The organism is Streptomyces sp. UF-297 (assembly GCF_058245575.1).
Window position 1 is genome coordinate 24,153 of the sequence record NZ_JBSIBZ010000082.1, and the last position, 19,340, is coordinate 43,492.

At 73.5% G+C, this 19,340-nt stretch carries 19 protein-coding genes and 1 pseudogene; 6 read left to right on the forward strand and 14 right to left on the reverse strand.

All coding sequences use genetic code 11. The annotated features are described in order from the left end of the window. Positions 1-8: 8 nt before the first annotated feature. Complete coding sequence (locus tag AC4IJH_RS34045) at positions 9-434, reverse strand: hypothetical protein (RefSeq protein ID WP_490855812.1); 426 nt, start codon at positions 432-434, stop codon at positions 9-11. A 341-nt stretch (positions 435-775) separates the two neighbouring features. On the opposite strand from AC4IJH_RS34045, the gene AC4IJH_RS34050 reads away from it, so the two are divergent. From AC4IJH_RS34050 to AC4IJH_RS34060, 3 genes are all read left to right on the forward strand, one after another. Next, positions 776-1,648: a putative protein N(5)-glutamine methyltransferase gene (locus AC4IJH_RS34050; protein WP_490855813.1), complete on the forward strand. Its 873-nt coding sequence runs from the start codon at positions 776-778 to the stop codon at positions 1,646-1,648. A gap of 145 nt (positions 1,649-1,793) precedes the next feature. After that, positions 1,794-2,429: a maleylpyruvate isomerase N-terminal domain-containing protein gene (locus tag AC4IJH_RS34055; protein ID WP_490855814.1), complete on the forward strand. Its 636-nt coding sequence runs from the start codon at positions 1,794-1,796 to the stop codon at positions 2,427-2,429. Between the two features lie 119 nt (positions 2,430-2,548). Continuing rightward, positions 2,549-3,118, forward strand: a complete 570-nt coding sequence (locus AC4IJH_RS34060; RefSeq protein WP_490855815.1) for a GNAT family N-acetyltransferase — start codon at positions 2,549-2,551, stop codon at positions 3,116-3,118. Positions 3,119-3,185: 67 nt separating this feature from the next. Here AC4IJH_RS34060 and AC4IJH_RS34065 read toward each other — a convergent pair whose 3' ends face one another. Then, the gene (locus AC4IJH_RS34065; protein WP_490855816.1) at positions 3,186-4,982 is read right to left on the reverse strand and encodes an aminotransferase class I/II-fold pyridoxal phosphate-dependent enzyme; all 1,797 of its coding nucleotides are present in this window, start codon (positions 4,980-4,982) and stop codon (positions 3,186-3,188) included. Positions 4,983-5,289: 307 nt separating this feature from the next. On the opposite strand from AC4IJH_RS34065, the gene AC4IJH_RS34070 reads away from it, so the two are divergent. After that, complete coding sequence (locus AC4IJH_RS34070; protein WP_490855817.1) at positions 5,290-6,012, forward strand: VOC family protein; 723 nt, start codon at positions 5,290-5,292, stop codon at positions 6,010-6,012. Positions 6,013-6,162: 150 nt separating this feature from the next. Here the strand turns inward: AC4IJH_RS34070 and AC4IJH_RS34075 are convergent, their stop codons facing one another. The 12 genes and pseudogenes from AC4IJH_RS34075 to AC4IJH_RS34130 form a co-directional block, all read right to left on the reverse strand. Continuing rightward, positions 6,163-7,212 carry a methyltransferase gene (locus AC4IJH_RS34075; protein WP_490855818.1) on the reverse strand — a complete coding sequence of 350 codons (1,050 nt, stop codon included), beginning with the start codon at positions 7,210-7,212 and terminating at the stop codon, positions 6,163-6,165. 109 nt (positions 7,213-7,321) lie between these two features. Further along, a complete protein-coding gene (locus AC4IJH_RS34080; protein WP_490855819.1) occupies positions 7,322-8,086 on the reverse strand; it encodes an SDR family NAD(P)-dependent oxidoreductase in 765 nt (254 codons plus the stop codon). Beyond that, positions 7,998-9,395 carry a cation:proton antiporter gene (locus AC4IJH_RS34085; protein ID WP_490855820.1) on the reverse strand — a complete coding sequence of 466 codons (1,398 nt, stop codon included), beginning with the start codon at positions 9,393-9,395 and terminating at the stop codon, positions 7,998-8,000. The genes AC4IJH_RS34080 and AC4IJH_RS34085 overlap by 89 nt, the downstream gene beginning before the upstream one ends. Beyond that, a complete protein-coding gene (locus AC4IJH_RS34090; protein ID WP_490855821.1) occupies positions 9,392-10,711 on the reverse strand; it encodes an NAD(P)/FAD-dependent oxidoreductase in 1,320 nt (439 codons plus the stop codon). The genes AC4IJH_RS34085 and AC4IJH_RS34090 overlap by 4 nt, the downstream gene beginning before the upstream one ends. A 24-nt stretch (positions 10,712-10,735) precedes the next feature. Continuing rightward, the gene (locus AC4IJH_RS34095; RefSeq protein WP_490855822.1) at positions 10,736-11,086 is read right to left on the reverse strand and encodes a TcmI family type II polyketide cyclase; all 351 of its coding nucleotides are present in this window, start codon (positions 11,084-11,086) and stop codon (positions 10,736-10,738) included. A gap of 37 nt (positions 11,087-11,123) precedes the next feature. Beyond that, the gene (locus AC4IJH_RS34100) at positions 11,124-11,540 is read right to left on the reverse strand and encodes an SRPBCC family protein (protein ID WP_490855830.1); all 417 of its coding nucleotides are present in this window, start codon (positions 11,538-11,540) and stop codon (positions 11,124-11,126) included. Positions 11,541-11,696: 156 nt separating this feature from the next. Next, positions 11,697-11,876, reverse strand: a pseudogene (locus AC4IJH_RS34105) (phosphopantetheine-binding protein); the annotation flags it as partial. A gap of 134 nt (positions 11,877-12,010) precedes the next feature. Beyond that, on the reverse strand, positions 12,011-13,285 hold the full coding sequence (locus AC4IJH_RS34110; RefSeq protein ID WP_490855823.1) for a ketosynthase chain-length factor: 1,275 nt from the start codon (positions 13,283-13,285) through the stop codon (positions 12,011-12,013). Next, positions 13,282-14,547, reverse strand: a complete 1,266-nt coding sequence (locus AC4IJH_RS34115; RefSeq protein ID WP_490855824.1) for a beta-ketoacyl-[acyl-carrier-protein] synthase family protein — start codon at positions 14,545-14,547, stop codon at positions 13,282-13,284. The genes AC4IJH_RS34110 and AC4IJH_RS34115 overlap by 4 nt, the downstream gene beginning before the upstream one ends. After that, a complete protein-coding gene (locus tag AC4IJH_RS34120; RefSeq protein WP_490855825.1) occupies positions 14,544-14,957 on the reverse strand; it encodes a cupin domain-containing protein in 414 nt (137 codons plus the stop codon). The genes AC4IJH_RS34115 and AC4IJH_RS34120 overlap by 4 nt, the downstream gene beginning before the upstream one ends. An 82-nt stretch (positions 14,958-15,039) precedes the next feature. Continuing rightward, positions 15,040-15,732, reverse strand: a complete 693-nt coding sequence (locus AC4IJH_RS34125; RefSeq protein WP_490855826.1) for a SchA/CurD-like domain-containing protein — start codon at positions 15,730-15,732, stop codon at positions 15,040-15,042. 164 nt (positions 15,733-15,896) lie between these two features. Next, complete coding sequence (locus tag AC4IJH_RS34130; RefSeq protein WP_490855827.1) at positions 15,897-17,375, reverse strand: MFS transporter; 1,479 nt, start codon at positions 17,373-17,375, stop codon at positions 15,897-15,899. Positions 17,376-17,508: 133 nt separating this feature from the next. Here AC4IJH_RS34130 and AC4IJH_RS34135 point away from each other — a divergent pair, with 133 nt between their 5' ends. Beyond that, positions 17,509-18,114, forward strand: a complete 606-nt coding sequence (locus tag AC4IJH_RS34135) for a TetR/AcrR family transcriptional regulator (RefSeq protein ID WP_490855828.1) — start codon at positions 17,509-17,511, stop codon at positions 18,112-18,114. 106 nt (positions 18,115-18,220) lie between these two features. Further along, on the forward strand, positions 18,221-19,285 hold the full coding sequence (locus AC4IJH_RS34140; protein ID WP_490855829.1) for a methyltransferase: 1,065 nt from the start codon (positions 18,221-18,223) through the stop codon (positions 19,283-19,285). Positions 19,286-19,340 lie beyond the last annotated feature (55 nt).

The following is a 19,340-nucleotide window of genomic DNA, read 5'->3' on the forward strand; positions in this document are numbered from 1 at the left end:
GCTGTGCGTCAGCGCTTGAAGAGCTGATCGTCCTTGTCCCGGCACCAGCTGTGCGCGACGCCGGTGATGCGGGACGCCTGCTTGTTGTCGATGTCCAGGTCCCGCATGGTCTTCTTGAACTGCTCGCCGAGGGCCGCACCGCGGATCGTGCAGAGCGCGTCGCCATGGGCCACGAGCTTCTCGTCGCTGATGCGGTCGAGGTCCGGGTAGTTGTCCCGCAGGGTCTTGAGGAAGAACTTGGCCGGCACCCCCTTCAGCCCGCGCCCCCGAGGGCTGGCCGACGCGCTCACGGAAGGCGACGCGGAGGCGGTGGCGGACGGGGAGGCCGAGGCCTTGGCGCGGTTGTCGTCAACATCGCCGGACGCGTCGCACGCCGTGGTGCCCAGAGCGAGAGCCGCGAGGCAGAGGGCGAGCAGAGGAAGGCGCTTGTGCATGAATCTCCTGGTGCGTAGTGAAGCGGAGACATTCTTACCTATGGTCCGGTGTGCTCCGCGAGAGGTTTTCGCTGCACCGATGCGCCGTAGCCGTAATGGCGGTAATAGCGGCAATGGCGGAAATGGCAGTAATGGCCGCGATAGCCGTATTCGGGGATCAACCGAAAACCGGTGATCACGCACCGGGGGGATCGGGTAAGGTGGATTGCTCAGGCAGTGCACGACCTAGGAGGTGAGACCCATTAACGCCAGTTCAGGCTGGGTGCTCTCCCTTCGAGTCTGTGCGGTCCGCCCGGCGTAGGTGACCGCGGGAGCGCCCATCGGCATCCCGAAAGGCTCCCATGTCGGTTTCACCGTCTTCCGTTTCCCCGCTTTCTCAGCTTTCCCCTGCTTCTTCTGCTTCTCCTGTTTCCCCCGCGTCGCTTCTCCCCGCCGCTCTCGTCGCCCGTCTGCGGGCCGCCGGCTGTGTCTTCGCCGAGGACGAGGCGGACCTCCTGATCACCGCCGCGTCCTCCCCGGCCGAACTGGACGCCCTGGTGCAGCGCCGGGTCTGCGGCCTGCCGCTGGAACACGTCCTGGGCTGGGCCGAGTTCTGCGGCCTGCGGATATCCGTGGACCCCGGCGTCTTCGTACCCCGCCGCCGCACCGAACTCCTCGCCCGCCACGCCACCGCCCTCGCCCACCGGGCCGCCGCCCGGCGCGCACCGGACCGGCCCGTCGTCGTGGACCTGTGCTGCGGCTCGGGTGCGGTGGCCACCGCCGTGGGCGCCGCCCTGCCGCAGGCCGAACTGCACGCCGCGGACATCGACCCCGCCGCGGTGCGCTGCGCCCGCCGCAATCTCGCCTCCACCGCAGGTCACGTCCACGAGGGCGATCTGTACGCCCCGCTGCCCGCCGCCCTCCGCGGCCGTATCGACGTCCTGATCGCCAACGCCCCGTACGTCCCCACCCGGGCGATCGGCCTGTTGCCGCCCGAGGCCCGCGACCACGAACCGCATATCGCGCTGGACGGCGGCACGGACGGCCTGGACCTGCAACGCCGTGTGGTGGCCGCGGCTCTCGACTGGCTGGCGCCCGGTGGCCGCCTCCTGATCGAGACCAGCGAACGCCAGGCGCCGCGGACCCTCGACGCCTTCGCCCGCGGCGGCCTGCGCCCGCGCACGGTCACCTGCGACGAACTCGACGCCACCGTCGTCATCGGCACGGCGCCGTGAGCCGAGAGGGCCGGATGCCCCGCCGCTGAGTCCCGGCCGGTGAACCTCGCCCCCTCGTACGCCACAGCCGCTCGTCGGCGTGTGCGGGGGCAACTCCCTTGTGTGGCAGGCTGGTTACCTGCCCGCATACGCGGAGGGGGCGAGGGTGACGGACACCGCGGACGACTTCCTGACCATGGCCCGCTCGGCCGTGGACCTGCTGCGCGAACCGGCGGTCGCCGACGCCTGGGACGGGCCCAGCGCGCTGCCGCAGTTCGGCGTGGGCCCGCTCGCCGGCCACCTGATCTACCAGATCCTGGCCGTCGAGGAGGCGCTGGCCGCCCCCGTACCCCAGGAGCGGACCGTCTCCCTCCTGGAGCACTACGAGCGGGTGGAGTGGATCGGCGCCGCCCTGGAGGACGCCATCAACGTCCGCATCAGGCAGGGCGGTGAGCGGATCGCGGCCCAGGGACCGGCGGCGCTGGTGGCGCGCGCGGAGGACGCCCTGCGGGAGCTGGCGGGCACTCTGGACGCGGCGGACCGGCCGGTGCGCATCCCGCTGTGGGGCCCGTGGTCGCTGACGCTCCACGATCTGCTCATCACCCGCATGATGGAGCTGGCGGTGCACTGCGACGACCTGGCGGTCAGCGTGCGTCTGCCGGCGCCGCCGCTGCCGTCCGGCGCCGCCGGGACGGTGATCGGCCTGCTGTCCCGGCTGGCCGTACGCCGCCACGGCACCACCGCCGTCCTCCGGGCCCTCAGCCGCGCCGAACGCGCCCCGTCGTCCATCGCCGCGTTCTGACGCTGCCGCTCGCCGCGGTCCTGGCGAGCGACGCCACCTCAGGACGCCTCAGGACGCCTCAGGACGGCGAGGGTGAATATCCGGTGGCGGCCGGCCCCGGCCGTGCGGAGGATCGGAGCATGCCCCACTTCCTGGAGACCGACCGGCTGGCGCTGCGCCGGTTCACCGAGGCCGACCTCGACCATGTCGTCGGCCTCGACAGCGACCCCCAAGTCATGCGGTTCATCAACGGCGGCCGCCCGACGCCCCGCGAAGAGGTACGGGACCGGGTCCTGCCGCGGCTGATGCGCCGCTGGGCGTGCACCGGGGAGCCCGGGTTCTGGGCGGCGGAGGAGAAGACCACCCGCGCGTTCCTGGGGTGGTTCGAGTTCTGCCCGCTGGACGAGCACAGCAGCGCCGTGGTCGAACTCGGCTACCGGCTGCGCGAATCGGCCTGGGGAAACGGCTATGCGACCGAAGGCGCCCGCGCCCTGATCCGCGAGGGCTTCGCCGACCCCGGCCTGCACCGGGTGACCGCGAACACGATGGCGGTCAACCTGGGCTCGCGCCGTGTGATGGAGAAGGCGGGCCTGGCCTGCGTCCGTACCTACTTCGGCGACTGGCCGGAGGCCATCGAGGGCTCCGAGCACGGCGAGGTCGAGTACGCCCTGGACCGGGCCGGATGGGAGCGCAGGGCCGCCGCCACGTGATCGCGCCGGTGCGGGGCGCCGCACCGGCCGTCGCCGCGCCGCCGCGCCCGCACGGGACGATCGCCGCTCACCGCACCGCCTGCCGCAGGGCGTGGATACGGCGGTCCGACAGCGGGACCGCGACCTTGAGGAGGCCGGGGGCGGCCCGCTCGCCGGGGCCGGCCGTCGCGGGAACGCGCTGGGCGAGCACGCCCCGGTCGGCCAGACGCCGCCAGGTTCCCGGGGAGTTGGGGCCGGTGAGCCAGGGGAGGGAGGGGTGCCCGGACACCGACGGGATGCCGCTCGCGCGCAGGAGGCGGGCGACCAGGGGGCGGGTCATGGCGGCCCTGCGGCGCAGCAGGTGCACCGGGTCGCGCAGCGCGAGCATCCGCAGCGCCACGTACAGGGACAGCTCGGCGCACTGGAGGGCGGGGACGGCCTCCCGTATCCGCCGGGCCAGTGCCGCGGAGGCGATCGCGTACCCGGCCCGCAGCCCTGCCTGGCAGTAGCCCTTGGACAGGCTGCGGACCACCACGACGTTGCGGTGGCGCGAGGTGAGCCTGACCGAACTCTCCGAGGGTGGAAGGTAGTTGGCGTAGGTCTCGTTGACGACGACCAGGGTGTCCAGCTGCTCGGCCGCCTCCAGCGCGGCTCCCAGGGTGAGGACGGGGTGTGCCGTGCCGGTGAGGGTCGGGCGGTCGATCACCATCAACGCGGGCCGTACGCTCTGAAGTTGGTCCGGCCAGCCGCGGCAGTCGCCGTCGTCGTCGAAGACCCGCAGCGCGCTGCCCGCGCCGCGTACCCAGCCGGGCAGGCCGGGGGAGCAGTAGCGGCCGACGAGGACCGGGCCGCCGTCCGCCAGCGCGGTCAGGTCGCGCAGCAGGGAGGCGGCTCCGGCGCCGAAGGTCACCTGGCCGGGGCGGACCGGCAGGCCGAAGTGCCCGGACAGGACGGGTGCGGCCCGCACCCCGCCGAACGGGTCCTCGGCCGCGAACGAGCGGGCGGTCTCGGCCAGATGGTGCGCCCCGCGCGCCATGACCTCGCTCCACACGGTGCGCGGATCGGGCCGCAGCCAGTCGGCCTCGTCCGGAGTCCAGCGCAGGTCCAGAAGCCCGCTGGGGAGCTGGGCGTACGCCGCCCCTGGCGCGTCCGGGGACTCGGGCGGGGTGGCACGGGCCACCGCCCAGGTGTACGGGTCCTCGGCGGAGGGGTGACAGGTGTCCGCCGTGTCCGCGGCGAGTGACGGCCCGGCCACGGACTCCTCGTACCCCTTCAAGTCACCTTCCTCCAGCGGGAGATACCCGCACTCCTCCAGCAGGTCGTACAGCTCGCAGGGGTGGTAGGCGCGCAGCCGGACGGGGGAGGGGGTGCTCTCGGTGGCCGGGTCCGGGCACCCGGCGGTGTTGCGTACCGTCAGCAGGCCGCGCGCCGGGTCGCCGCCGAGCACCGGCAGGGCCGCGCCGCCGTCCAGCGGGTCAAGGGCCGTCAGTCCGGGGTGCGGTGGCGCGTACGGCAGGGGGGCGGCCGCGATCAGTACGCCGCCGGGGGCGAGCGAGCGGCGCAGTCCCCGCAGCAGCCGGCGGTGGCGGAACGCCTCGCCCGCCGTCCACGAGGGTCCGATCAGCAGCACGGCGTCCACCTTGTGCGGTGGCTCGGGGAAGAGGGGCGCCGCCGCCGCGACGGGCGGCCCCGCGCCGTGACCGACCGTCACATGGAAGCCCTCGTCTGCGAGTACGGCGGCGCGCAGCCCGGTGGAGTCGCAGGGGTCCCACACCCGGCGCCCGGCGTCCGCCGCGCGCAGTGCCCGTACGGCCAGCAGCGCGGCCCGCCGCCATGTCCCGGCGGGGGCGCACGGCGCCGCCCGGCCTCGCTCGCGCGCGTTCACCGGAGGTTCCGCACGGCCGGCGCCATGGCCGGCTTTTGGGCCGCGCGCCCCGCGCGGGTGTCCAGCCGCCGCCACACACTCATGGTTGTGAGCCTCACACCGTCGTCGTCGGGTGTCCACACACTGGGCGGACACGGCCGGATCGCAAGGGTGGGCCGGGGTGGTACCGGCGGGGCGCTTGACGGGCGCAGCGCGGTAGTCGGCTGCCGGCTGGTCGTCAAGGGGCCGATGAGCAGTCCGTGAGCGGGACTTGGGCGTTTCCTGAGAGGGGCGCGGGATTATCGAACACACCGACAGGGAGGTTCGCATGGCTGGTGAGGCAAGGGTCCTGGAGCATCCGCACGGCGAGCCCGCGTGGGTGGATCTGCTGACCCCCGACCGCGACCGGGCCCTGCGGTTCTACGGCGCCCTGTTCGGCTGGGACTTCGACCAGGCCAGCGACGGCTCGGCCCCGTACTCCATGTGCCTGCTGGACAAGCGGCAGGTGTGCAGCATCGGCGATCTCGACGGCCACGGCGGGCTCCAGGCGGGGTGGAACACCTATCTCGCCGTCGACGACGTGGACGCGGCGGCCGAGGCGGTGGCGCGGCACGAGGGCGCGCTGCTGCTGGGGCCGCTGGACATCCTCACCGAGGGGCGGCTCGCGCTGATCGCCGATCCGCTGGGGGCCGTGGTGGGGCTGTGGCAGGCGCGCGACCACCGGGGGGCCCAAGTCCTGGACGAGCCGGGCGCGTTCGCGCACAGCGTGCTCACGACGCACGACCCGCGGCGGGCCCGTGCGTTCTACCGGGGCGTGCTGGGGCGGGACTTCGCCGTGCCGGGGCGGACGGGCCGTACGACGGTACGGGCCGCCGGGCCCGGCGAGGAGCGGGTGGGGTGGACGGTGTGCTTCCGCGCGGCGGACCAGGACGCCCTGGGGAAGGCGTCGGCGCACGGGGGGGCCGTCATCGGCCGGTATGCCGTCCCCGCCGGAGACATCGCGGTGATCCGCGACCCGGAGGGGATGGTCTTCGCGGTGCTGGCCGACTGAGCCCACACCCGGAAGGGCCCCGCGCCGCCGCTCAGGGCGGGCGCGGGGCCCTTCACCTGTGGCGCGTCGGGCCCAGATGCTGTGTCCAGGAGCCTGTGCCCGGACCCCGGCCGGGGCCCGGACACGGCACCTCAGGGCTGACACGGCACCTCAGGACTGCCCGTCCGCCTCGCCCGCGCGCACCGCCTCGATGATGAACAGGCTGCTCGCGGTGGGGCGTACGTCCTTGATGCGCAGCCCTGCCTGCTCCAGCAGGCGGGACAGCCGGCGCCGGCTCTGCTTCTTCCCGCCGACGTTGAGCAGCAGCATCAGGTCCATCGCCGTGGTCACCTTCGGCTCCGGGCTGTCGTCGACGAGGTTCTGCACCAGCACGACCCGGTGCCAGGGGCGCAGCCGCGCCGCGACATTGCGCAGCGTGGTCAGGGTGCGCTCGTCGTCCCACTCCAGGAGGTTCTTCATGATGTAGAGGTCGCCCGGCGGTACGGCGTCCAGGCAGCTGCCCGCCACCACCTGTGCCCGGTCGGCCAGTTCACCCTCGGCCAGCAGCGCCGGGTCCGCGCCCGCCACCACCGGCGGCAGGTCGTACAGGACGCCGCTCAGCCACGGGTGGCGCTCCAGCAGGACGCGCAGCAGATGCCCGCGGCCGCCCCCGACGTCCACCACCACCCGCACCCCGGTCAGATCCAGCGCCTCGGCGATCATCTCGGAGGTGAAGCCGCTGGACTGGGTCATGGCCCGGTTGAACACCTCCGCGCTGCGCGGGGCGTCCTGGGAGAGATACGCGAAGAACTCCTTGCCGTGCAGCGCGGCGAACACCGGCTCGCCGGTGCGCACCGCGTCCTCCATGTGCGGCCAGGTCCGCCAGGTCCACGGGTCCACCGTCCACAGCACCTGATAGCGCACGCTCTCGGGGTCGTCCTCGCGCAGCACCCGGGAGAGCGCGGTGTGCGCGAAGCGGTCCTCCGCGACCTCCTCGAAGACCCCGTGCGTGGCCAGCGCGCGCAGCAGCCGGGCCAGTGCCTCGGGGTGCACGCCCAGGCGCGCGGCCAGTTTGCCCGCCTCGGCCGGCTCCTGGCCGATCTCGTCGGCGACCCGCAGCCGGACCGCCGTCATCAGCATGGCGGAGACCCAGTGCCCCATCGCCAGTTCCTTCACCCGGGCCGCGGTGCGCAGCTCGGGTGCGAATTCCGTCTCCGTCACGGCCGTTCACACCTGCCTTGTCTGCCTCGTATGCCTGATCCGGCCGTGTGCCCCGCACGCCGCTGTCGCCGCCGGCGGTACGCGCCGTACGGGTGTGCCGTGCCGCATCTCACGCCCCGCCGGTGACGCGGGTGATCTCGCCGGTGATGCTGCCGTTGGCCGAGGAGCACAGGAACACCACGGTGTCGGCCACGTGCCGCGCCAACGGCAGCCGCCCGGTGGGCAGTTCCCTCAGGACGGCCTGGAGCACCTGTGGCGGCAGGACGTCGGGGTCCTCCTTGCCGTCCAGGACCAGGCCCGGCATCACCACGTTGACCAGCACGTTGTCCGGGCCCAGCTCCCAGGCCAGTGAACGGGTCGCGCCGTGCAGCCCCGCCTTGGCGGCCGCGAGCGCCGCGGTGCCCTGGGCGCCGCGCAGCGCGATCACGCTGGAGACGTTGACCACCCGGCCCGCGTCGCTGCGCCGCAGTGCGGGCAGGGCCGTGTGCAGCAGCCGCAGATGGCCCGTGAGATTGGCGTCCAGCACCGCTTCCCACCCCGAACTTGCCTCGAAAGGCGGTGAGTTGGGGCCCGGTGGCGGCCCTTCCCAGGACGCGGCGTTGTTGACCAGGACGTCCAGGGCGCCCCAGCGCGCGAGCACCGCGTCCACGAGCCGATCGGCGCTGGCTGCTTCGGCCAGTTCGTACGGCAGGACCAGCGCCTGGCCGCCGACCGCCTCGACCTCCTGGGCCACCTTCTCGGCGGCGTCCTCGCGGCGGTGGTAGGTGAGCGCCACCCGGGCGCCCTCACGGCCGAACGCCACCGCCGTCGCGGCCCCGATGTTCGTCGATCCCCCCGTGACCAGTGCCACCCGGTCCCGTAGTCCCAGCTCCATCCTCTTCCCCCTCTGTCCCGGCAGTACTCGTATGTGCTGTGCTCTTCATGCCGACGCCTACCGCTTCCGGTCTGCGGGCCGCCTCCGCCAGGACCGGCGCCGCACGGGTCCCCTTGGGGCCCCACCGGTTGAGCACCGGGCCGGTCACCGCCGTGGCCAGCAGCGCGAAGATGGTCATCGCGCCGAAGACGGCCTGGTCCAGCAGGCCCGCGGAGTAGCCGACCGAGAGCACCACCAGCTCGGTGATGCCGCGGGTGTTCATCAGCACGCCCGTCAGCGCGATGTCGCGCCGGTTCATGCCCAGCAGCGCGCCCGCTCCTGCCGCGGCCGCGAACTTGCCGGCCACGGCGACCGCTCCCAGCGCGCCCAGCAGCCAGATCTCCGCGGCCACCGCGCCCAGGTCCACGGCCATCCCGCTGAGAATGAAGTAGATCGGCACCAGCAGCGCGGCCAGCGGGCGCAGCACCGCGCGGGCCGGCTCCAGCGGGTCCACGTCACCGGCGGGCCGTACGGCGAAGCCGAAGATGAACGCGCCGAAGATCGCGTGCACTCCCAGCCAGGACGTGACGTAGGAGCTCAGCAGCACGCCCGCGCACAGCAGCGCCGCCGCCGGATAGCGGGCGACGGGTCCGCGCGCGGCGATCCGCAGCACCCCTCGGCGTACGACGGTCAGCAGGAAGGCGACGAAGGCCAGCGCGCCGATCGGGCCGCCCACCCCGCTCCACAGGTCGCGGGCGCTGCCCACGGCGAGCGCGACGGCCAGCATCGTCCAGGCCAGGCCGTCGCAGACCGCGGCGCTGCCCACCGACAGCGACCCCAGCCTGGTCTTCGCCAGGCCCAGGTCGGTGACGATCCTGGCCAGCACCGGCAGTGCGGTCACGGCCAGGGCCGTGGCCAGGAACAGCACGAACGCCGCCGTCTTGCCGGCCCCTGGGCCGTGGTCCCCGGCGATCGCCGCGGCCACCGGTACCCCCGCCACGAACGGCACCAGGAAGGCCGCGCCGCCGACCAGCAGCACACTGCGCCCCTGCCGGGACGAGGGGCCGTGCGCGGCCCCGCTCCCCGTCTCGAACAGGAACAGCAGCAGCCCGAACCCGCCGAGGGCGGCCAGGCCCTCCCGGACGGGGCCGGAGAGCAGTTCGCCCTCCAGCCCCGCCGGGATCGCCAGGCCCAGCAGGATGCCGACGGCCAGCTCGGCCACGACGGCGGGCTGCCTGGCCCGCCGTGCCAGCGCGTGCGCGATCCGCACGACCAGCAGCATGGCGCCGCAGACCAGCAGGAGCTCCTCGACCGGCAGCGCAGACTTCATGCGCCGGGCGAGGGGATGTTGAGGCCGGTCTTCTCCGCCGCCGCGCGCAGCGCCGCCGCGTCCGGCGCCTTGCCGGTCATGCCGGACAGCAGCGCGGCGAAGTCGAGCTTGGGCGGCTGCAGTTGCGCGGGGTCGACGATGGCCTGCGCGCCGTCCCAGTACTGCTCCTTGCGCATCTTGACGTTGTAGAAGAACCGCACGAAGGACAGGACGTGGCCCAGGAACTCGCGGTAGTCGTCCTCGTAGGTCTTCATCACCCCGGCCTCCTGCCCGGGGTCGCGCAGCAGCTTGTCGACGGCCTTGGCCAGGGTCTGCCCGCCGCGCAGGGCGAGGGTGACGCCGGTGGAGAACAGCGGGTCGACGAAGGCCGCGGCATCGCCCACCGCGGCCCAGCCGGGACCGTGGAAGCGGGTGCACTCGTACGACCAGTCGCGGGTGGTGCGGTACGCCGAGACACGGTGGGCGTCACGGGTCAGCCGCTTGATCTCCACCGAGTCGGCCAGCTGCTGCTCGAAGAGGTCCTCGGTGCTCAGGCCGGAGCGCTGGAGCAGGGCGGTACGGGTGACGTACCCGATGCTCACCGTGCCGTCGCTGAGCGGGATGAACCAGAACCACCCGGGCGGGCTGTCCTCCTGCCACATGTTCTCGATGACCACGTCGCCGGCCTTGAGGCCCTCCAGGTAGTCGCAGTTCTGGAAGTAGCTCCACACCGCCACGTTGCGCAGGTCCTCGTGCCACTCGACCAGGCCCAGGCGGCGGCCGAGCACCCGGCCCTGTCCCGAGGCGTCGATGAGGAAGCGGCAGGTGGCCCGTATCGGCTCGGCCGCGCCCTTGGGGGTGTAGAGGATGCCGGTGGCCCGCTCGCCGTCGAAGGCGACGTCCTTGACGGTGGCCTCCTCCACCACCTGCGCGCCCAGCTCGCGGGCGCGGGTCAGCAGCAGCGCGTCGAAGTCGGCGCGCCGCACCTGGAAGGAGTAGTCGTAGCCGCTGCCGTCGGCGAAGCGGAAGTCCCAGGTGCCCTCGGTGGCGCCCCACAGCAGGGTGCCGCCGTACTTCTTGGTGAATCCGAGGTTCTCCAGCCGCTCCCACAGGCCCAGGTCCTCCACGACGCCCAGGCTGCCGGGAATCAGGGACTCGCCGATGTGGTAGCGCGGGAACTTCTCCTTCTCCACCAGCAGCACCCGGTGTCCTTCGCGGGCGAGCAGGCCCGCCGCGGAGGAGCCGCCGGGTCCGCCGCCGATGACGATGACGTCATAGGCGTGCGAAGTGCCGTTCGCCGAACCGGTGTTGGTGCTGGTGTTCGCGGTGTCGCTCATGGTGTTCTCGCCTTCCGATCGGTGTCAGGGCCGGACCACGCCGATGCCGCGCTGCCAGTGGTAGAACCGCTTGGCGGAGGCCTCCTGGACGCTTCCCCAGGCGTCCTGGTACGGGGTGACGAACTCGTCCATCGCCTTGCTGAGGTTCTGGAACAGCGGGTTGGCGTACTGCGGGGTGAGCCCGGCGGCCAGCGGCCGGTCCGACCGGACGAGGTGGAAGTACAGGTCGTGGAAGGTGAGCAGGGACCGCTCCTGTACCCCTACGAGGTCGGGGAGTTCGGTGGTGTCCGACTCGGCGAACAGCCGGCTGATGGCGGCTGTGCTCTCGGGGTTCCCCGGTTCCCGGAGCCGGGCGACGATCAAGGTGGTGGCCATGGTGATCCTCCGTTGGCGGCGCGCGGGCCGGCCGGTGTCAGCGGGCTTCGGTGACCGCGGCCTGGGCCGCGCGGGCTTCGATCCGGTCCCGGATCAGCCCCATCTGGATCTTGCTGTTGGTGTTGATGTGCTGCACGAAGGCGGCGTCGTCGGCGGGCGCGTCGGGCTTGGTGTGGAACTCCTGCACCCACCGCATCCGCACCCCGCCGCCCTCGGCGTCGGTGAACTCCCAGAAGAGGTTCATGAATTCGAAGGGGCCGGTCTCCACGCGCCGCGAGCGGACGGTACGGGTGGCCAGGTCCGTGGTGCGCTCCGAGACCCAGCTCCAGGCGATGCCGTTCTCGTCCGGGTGCATGGTCAGCCGGAAGCGGATGGTGTCGCCGTCGCGCTCGAGGATCTGCGCCTTGGCGAACTCCGAGTACAGGCTCGGCCAGTTCTCGACGTCGTTGGTCATCTTCCAGATCAGCTCGAACGGGGCGTTGATGACGATGGAGTTGTCGGTGCGCGCGTGCTCGCAGGCCTCGCCCTGCGCGGCCTGGGCGAGGGCGGAGTTGACCACGGCGATGGTGTCGCGCGGGGTCTTCATCAGTCCATGCGCGTCGTCGGGCAGTGTCAGGTCGTAGGTGTTCTCGATCCGCGACTGGATCGAGAGCACGGCCAGCGAGTCGTAGCCCAGGGCGGCGAAGTCGGTGTCGAGGTGGTCGTGGAGGTCGTCGACGGGGTCGCCGTCGCCGGGGCCCGCGCTGGTGCGCAGCACGCGCTTGAGGTCGTCGATGGTGAATTCGGTCATGGTCTTTGCTCGTCCGCCTCTCGTTGCCGGTGCCCTCCGGCCTGGGCCGGAGCGGTGCCGTTCTCGGTGAAGGTGCCGGTGATGCCCGGCCGTTGAGCTGTTCGTGGGCGCGGGAGCGCGGGTCCCGGCCGCGTTCAGGCCGCCTCGCGCAGCACCAGCGCGGCGTTCATGCCGCCGAAGCCGCGGGCCAGTACGAGGGCCGTGCGCACCGCAGTGCGGCGGGCGGTGCCCACCACGAGGTCGATGCGGTGGCCGGGGTCGGGCACGATCGCGGCCGAGGCCGGCGGGAGGATGTCGTCCCGGACGGCCAGCAGCGCGGTGGCGACGTCCAGCGCGGCGCCGCCGTACAGCCGCCCGGTCAGCGACTTGGGCGCGGTCACCGGTACGCCGTACGGCCCGAAGACCTCGGCCAGCACCTCGGCTTCGGCCCGGTCCAGCTCGGGCACGGCGGCCGCGTCGGCGAAGACCACGTCGATGTCCCCGGGTGTCAGCCGCGCGTCGGCCAGCGCGCCCAGGACGGCGCGGCGCAGGCCGCCGGTGGGCGCGGTCGCCCGGCCCGGTGCCGCCGGGGCCGGGGCGGGGTCGAAGGTCGCGGCGTGCCCGGCGATCTCGCCGTAGACCTGCGCCGCGCCGCGCTGCCGTGCGGCGGCGGCCTCCTCCAGGATCAGGATCGCCCCGCCCTCGCCCGGCAGATAGCCGCACGCCGCGGCGTCGAAGGGCACATAGGCGCGTGCCGCGTCCGCGCGGGTGCTCAGTCGGCCCGTGGAGAGCTGGGCCACCAGGCCGTAGGGGCACAGTGAGGCGTCGGTGCCGCCGCCGACCACCAGCCGCGCCTCCTGGCGCAGCGCCCGCCGGGCGTGCGCGAGCGCGTCCAGCGCCCCGGCCTGCTCGGCGGCGATCACCCCGCAGGGCCCGCGCATCCCGTGCCGGATGGAGATCTGGCCGCTGGAGGCGGCGTAGAACCAGGCGATCGACTGGTAGGCGCCCACGTGCCGGGGCCCGCGCGACCACAGCGCCTCGATCTCGTGCTGCCCGAACTCCGTGCCGCCGGAGGACGAGGAGGTCACCACCCCCATCTCGTACTCGGGCAGGTGGGCGGGGTCGGCCCCGGCGTCGGCGAGCGCGGCCTCGGCCGCCGCCAGCCCCATGTGGGTCCAGCGGTCGGTCTGTACGGCCAGCCGCCCCGGCACGTGCTCCTCGGTGCGGAACGCGGGGATCTCCCCGGCCAGGTGCACCGGGTAGCCGGAGGCGTCGAAGCGGCTGATGGGGCGGATGCCGCTCTGCCCGGCCAGCGCCGCCGCCCAATAGGCGTCGGTGCCGATGCCGTTGGGCGCGATCACGCCGATCCCGGTGACCAGCGCGGTGCCGGTACGGGTGACGGGCGCGGGCGATGCGACCGGTGCCGTCACGGCCGCCTCCCGGGCCGGGTGAGCAGCATCGCGGTCTGGAAGCCGCCGAACCCGCTGCCGACCGAGAGCACCGCGTCCAGCTGCGCGTCGCGGGCGGTGAGCGGCACGTAGTCCAGGTCGCACTCGGGGTCGGGGTGGTGCAGATTGGCGGTGGGCGGCACCACCTGGTGCTCCAGCGCCAGGGCGCAGGCGGCCACCTCGATCGCGCCGATCGCGCCGAGCGAGTGCCCGACCATCGACTTGATGGAGCTGACGGGCACTTCACGGGCCCGCTGCCCCAGGCTGCGCTTGAACGCGGCGGTCTCGTGCCGGTCGTTCTGGCGGGTGCCGGAGCCGTGCGCGTTGATGTAGTCGACGTCGGAGGCGGCGAGGCGGGCCCGGTCCAGGGCGACCGTGATGGCCTCGGCCATCTCGCGGCCGTCCGGCTTGAGCCCGGTCATGTGGAAGGCGTTGCTGCGGCTGGCGAAGCCCGCGAGCTCGGCGTAGATGTGCGCGCCGCGGGCCCTGGCACGCTCGCTCTCCTCCAGCAGCAGGACGGCCGCGCCCTCGCCGAGCACGAAGCCGTCGCGGTGGTTGTCGAAGGGGCGGGAGGCGTGCCGGGGGTCGTCGTTGTTGGGCGAGGTGGCCTTGATGGCGTCGAAGCAGGCCGAGGTGATGGGGGAGATCGGCGCGTCGGTGGCCCCCGCGACCATCACGTCCGCCGAGCCCTCCGCGATCAGCTGCGCCCCGTACCCGACCGCGTCCAGCCCCGAAGTGCAGCCGGTGGAGATCAGGTTGACCGGGCCCTCGGCGCCGCACGCCCAGGCGGTCTCCACCGCCAGCGTGCTGGGCACCATGTAGCCGTACAGGTGCGGGACGCCGTAGCGGTGGTCCACCAGGCGCAGCCGCCCGGAGTCGCTGAGGACGACGTACTCCTCCTCCAGGCCCATGGTGCAGCCCACCGCGCTGCCCAGGCTCACCCCGGTGCGCTCGGCGGGCAGTTCGCCGCACCCCAGCCCGGCGTCGGTGAGCGCCTCGCGGGCCGCCACCACCGCGAACTGCGCGGCCCGGTCCATCCTGCGGACCTCCTGCGCGCCGAGCCCTTCGGCCGCCGGGTCGAAGTCGCACTCGGCGGCGATCTGGGAGCGGAACCCCGTCGGGTCGAACAGCGAGATGCGGCGGGTGGCGGTGCGCCCGTCGGTCAGCAGCTGCCAGAACCCCTTGGTGCCGATGCCGCCGGGCGCCACCACCCCGATGCCGGTGATGACGGCGGTGCGGCTCACCTGGCCTCCCCGCGGGCGGGCACGGTCACCGTCTCGGTGTCCACGTGCCCCAGGTCCGGGCGCGGTGCCAGGGGGGAGAGGTGGAAGACGATCCGGGCCTGTACGGACCCGGTGTTGCGCACCCGGTGGCGCATCCCGATGGGCACCATCAGGCCCTGGTCCTCGTGCAGTTCGTGCGGTACGCCGTCCAGGTCGACGGCGATCTCGCCGCGGGCGACGAAGAGGAACTCCTCGGAGTAGGGGTGGTAGTGCTCGGCGACGTACTCACCGGGGTCGATGATCGCCACTCCCAGGAATCCCGAGGTGGCGCCCGAGGTCTTCGGGCTGAGCAGGATGCGCAGATCTCCGCCGCGCCGGCGGTTGGGCTGGGCGTCGTCCAGCGAGACGACGCGCACGGGCTGAGGGGACACACTTCCTCCTGGCAACTGGGCGGAACTGGGGAGAACGCGGGGCGGGGCGGGGCGAGTCGTCGGCACGGGCGGGCCGGGCCCTTCAGGGCTGCGCGGGCAGGTCCGCGCCGTCCAGGCGGGTCATGGCGCAGCCGGTGAAGAACGCCTGGAACCCGCTCTCGGTGGTCAGGTCCTGCGGGAAGTCGAGGAGCTTGTTGAGCTTGGCGCCCAGGCCCGAATACGGCACCACGCGCGAGATGTTGGCCAGCTCCTCCGCCGCCGAGGCGGTGGCCTCCCAGTAGCGCACGACGGTGTCCCCCGCGGCGAAGACCGTGCTGCTGATCAGCGCGGAGGCCAGCCGCTGCGGGGTGCCCGGGGCGACCCCGGCGGCCAGTACGCGGCGCAGCTCCTGCCCGAATCCGGTCCGCACCGGGTAGAGCAGGGCGCGGCGCCGGACGGGGTGCGGGCCGTCGTAGGGCAGGGCGTAGTGGGCCCAGCGGGTCAGCCGGGACCGTATGACGACCGCGGCCGGTGAGGAGCGCTCGGGCACCGCGCCGCTCGCCCGCAGTCCGTCGGTGACCCCGGGCGCGGCGGTGATCGCGTGCACCACGTCGTCCAGGCCGCCCGCGGCGTCGGTGATGTGCAGTACGCGGCCCGGGGCGGTGAACGTGGCCACGGTCCTGGTCTTCCCGCGTCCCGGTACGGTCCCCTCGCTGTCCCCCGCCCGTGCCAACAGCCGTGCCACCCGCGGCTCCTGGCCTGCGGGGACGGCGACACTCAGCGCGACCCGTTCCATAAAGGCCCCTCCTGTCCCGCGCGGCCGGTGCGCCGCCGCGGCTCGTCCCGTCTTCGATGACGCAACGAGCCTGCACGCGAGGGCTCAGGGGACGGCCAGGGCTCGCACAGGCCCGGGGCCCGGTTCACTGACCGGCCGGACCCCGGGTCCCTGTGGTGCGGCGCTCAGCCGCTGGAGGCGGCCTTGACCTCCTCCGTGCCGGCCGGGCCCAGGCCGCGGAAGGACTGGGGCCGGGCGCGGATGGCCAGGGCGGTGATGAGCAGCGCGAGGGCCACGAAGCCGACGCTGACCGAGATGGCCGTGCCCCAGCCCTCCACCAGGGCCGCCAGGGCCTTCTTCGGGTCCGGGGGGCCGGGCGGTGTCTCGTTCTTGGCGACGGTGGTGGCGATGGTGCTCAGGGCGGCCAGCCCCAGCGAACCGCCCACCTGCTGGGAGGTGTTGAGCAGTCCGGAGGCGAGCCCCGAGTCCCGGTCGGCGACGGCGGAGACGCCCGCCATGGCCATGGGGACGAACAAGAGGCCCAGCCCGGAGCCGAACATCACCAGTCCCGGCAGCAGGCCGGTGGCGTAGCTCATGCCCACCTCCATCCCGGACAGCCACCACAGTCCGCTGCCCATGACGGCGGCGCCCGCCACCATCGGCGGCAGCGCGCCGACCTTGGCGACCAGGCGTGCCGCGACGCCGGAGAAGAGCAGTACGCAGGCGGCGTTGGGCAGGAACGCCACGCCGTTGCGCAGTGGCGAGTAGCCCATGACGTCCTGCACGAACTGGGTGAGGAAGAAGAGCGTGCTGAGCATCGAGGCGCCGATGAGCACCGCCACCGCGTAGGCGCCGCTGCGGGTGCGGTCGGCGAAGATGCTCAGGGGCAGCAGTGGCTGGCGGCCGCGTACCTCGATGACGAAGAACAGGGCCAGCAGGACGGCGGCGGTCGCGAAGCAGGCCAGCGTCCAGCCGTCGGCCCAGCCGTGGGTGGGGGCCCGCACCAGTCCGTACACCAGCAGGGCGAGCCCGCCGGAGACGGTGATGGCGCCGGGGATGTCGAGGCGGCCCTTGTGCGGCGGGGTGGGTTTGAGCACGAGCAGGGCGCCGATGACGATGGCGATCGCGATGGGGACGTTGATCCACAGCACCCAGCGCCAGGAGAGGCCGTCGGTGAGCAGACCGCCGAGCAGCAGTCCGATGACCGCGCCGGAGCCGGAGACGGCGCCGTAGACCCCGAAGGCGGCGTTGCGCCGCTTGGCCTCCGGGAAGGTCGTACTGATCAGGGCCAGGGTGACCGGGGAGACCAGGGCGCCCATGGCCCCTTGCGCGGCGCGGGCGGCGATCAGCCAGCCGGGGGTGCCGGCGAAGCCGCCGAGCAGCGAGATCAGCGCGAAGCCGCTGACGCCGACGACGAACATCAGGCGCCGTCCGACGATGTCGCCCACCCGCCCGCCGAACAGCAGCAGGCCGCCGAAGGTGAGGGTGTAGGCGTTGATGACCCACTGCAGGTCGGAGCGGGCGAAGCCGAGGTCGCCGCGGATGCTGGGCAGGGCGATGTTCACGATGCTGATGTCCAGGACCACCATCAGCTGTGCCCCGGCGATCACGAGAACCGGCCCCAGGAAGCCGGAGTTGCGGGTGCGTTGTGGTGTGCCGTTCATGGTTGTCCGCCCCTTGTGCGGAGGAGGGCCCGACGGTCGCCGGCCCGCTTAAAGAACGATTCTGTTTCTTATTCCCGAGCGTAGCGCGTCCTGATAGAGTCCGTAAAGGTTCCTTATTCACGGGGGAGGTCCGGTGAGTACGACCAGGGGGAACGAGAGGCCGGTACGCACCCGCCGCCGGGGCAAGGCCCTGGAGACGGCGATCTACGAAGCGGCCATCGCCGAGTGCGCCGAGGTCGGCTTCGGCCGGCTGACCCTCGGCGGCATCGCCCAGCGCGCCCGTACGGGCAAGGCGGGCCTGTACCGCCGCTGGAGCTCACCGCAGGAGCTGCTGCTGGACGCGCTGGAGAACCTGGTGTTCCCCGCCGTCGAGCCGGTCGCCACCGGCGAGCTGCGCGGCGAACTCCTGCAGGCGCTGCGCAACATGGCCGACTCGCTCAGCGGCAAGGACGGGCCGCCCGCGATGGTGCTGCTGGGCGATGTGCTGCGCCACCCCGAGTTCGTCACGGTCTTCCGCGCCCGGCTCATCGAGCCCCGCCTTCAGGCCATCGGCGCCATACTGCGGCGCGCCGCCGACCGCGGCGAGATCCCCGCCAGGGCGGTCACCGCGCTCACTGCGCGCACCGGCCCCGCGCAGGTCCTGATGCACTACCTGATCACCGGCGCGGCCCCCGACGACGCGGCCATCGAGGCGGTCGTCGACCAGGTGCTGCTGCCCGCACTCCACCACGCTCCCTGACGGGCACGGCCGCCCCCGCCCCGGCTCTCGGCCGGTGCGGCCGCCGTGTCCCGCCCGCTGATCAGCGCGACCACTGCACCTCGCTCCTCGACTCGGGAGGTCCACGATGCAGCACCGCCGCACGAGCCCCGCGCCCGCCCCGGGCGACGCTCCCCTCACGCCCCTTCCCCTCCTCGACATCCTCTCCGGCGCGCACCGCTCGGCCGTGCTGCGCGCCGCCATCCAGCTGCGGGTCTTCGACGCACTGGCACTGGGCCCGCTGGACGCCGCCGCCGTCGCCACCGCCGTCGACGCCGACGCGCGCGCCACCGGCATCCTGCTGGAGGCGCTCACCGCACTGGACGTCGTCGCCCACGACGACAAGGGCTATCTGCTGACCCCGCTGTCCGAGGCCTTCCTGGTCACCGGCCGCCCCGGCTACATCGGTGAGACGGCGGACGCGACCACCCACGACTTCCTGTGGGAGGGCGACCGGCGGCTCGCCGAGGCGGTGCGCGCGGGCGGCAGCGTCATCGCCGAGACCGACAGCGCCGACGAACACCCCTTCTGGCAGGTCTTCGCCCAGGCCAGCGCGAAGATCGCGCAGTTCGGCGGGCGGATCGCCACGGGGCTGCTGGCGCCCTGGGCCGAGGGCCGCGGCGAACTGGCCGCCCTGGACCTGGCCGCCGGCAGCGGCCAGTACGGCTGCCGGCTCGCCGCCGACTTCCCGCAGGCGCGCGTGACGCTGCTGGACTGGCCCGAAGTGCTGGCGGCCGGGCGCGGTTCGGCCGAGCGGCTGGCGGTCGCGGACCGGGTCACCGAGATCGCCGGCGACATCCGTACGGTGCCCTACCAGGGCCCCTACGACCTGGTGCTGATGAACAACGTGCTGCACACCATCGGCGAGGACGCCTGCGGCGAACTGCTGCGGCGGGTCGCGGCGGTGCTCAAGCCGGACGGCCGGGTGCTGATCCAGGAGATCGCGCCGACCGGTGCGGACCCGCGCGGCGACGGGGCCGCCCGCCTCTTCTCCGCGCTGATGCTGGTCGCCACCAAGGAGGGGCAGGTGCACACCCCCGAGCGCATCCGGGAGTTCCTCGCCACGGCGGGCCTGGACGTGCTGGCCCGGCAGCAGGCGCCGCACGTGCCCGGCGCCTTCTTCCTGATGGCGGGGCGCGGTCCGGGCTCCTGACGGCGGCGGGGGGGGGGGGGGGGGGGGGGGGGGGGGGGGGGGGGGGGCGGGGGGG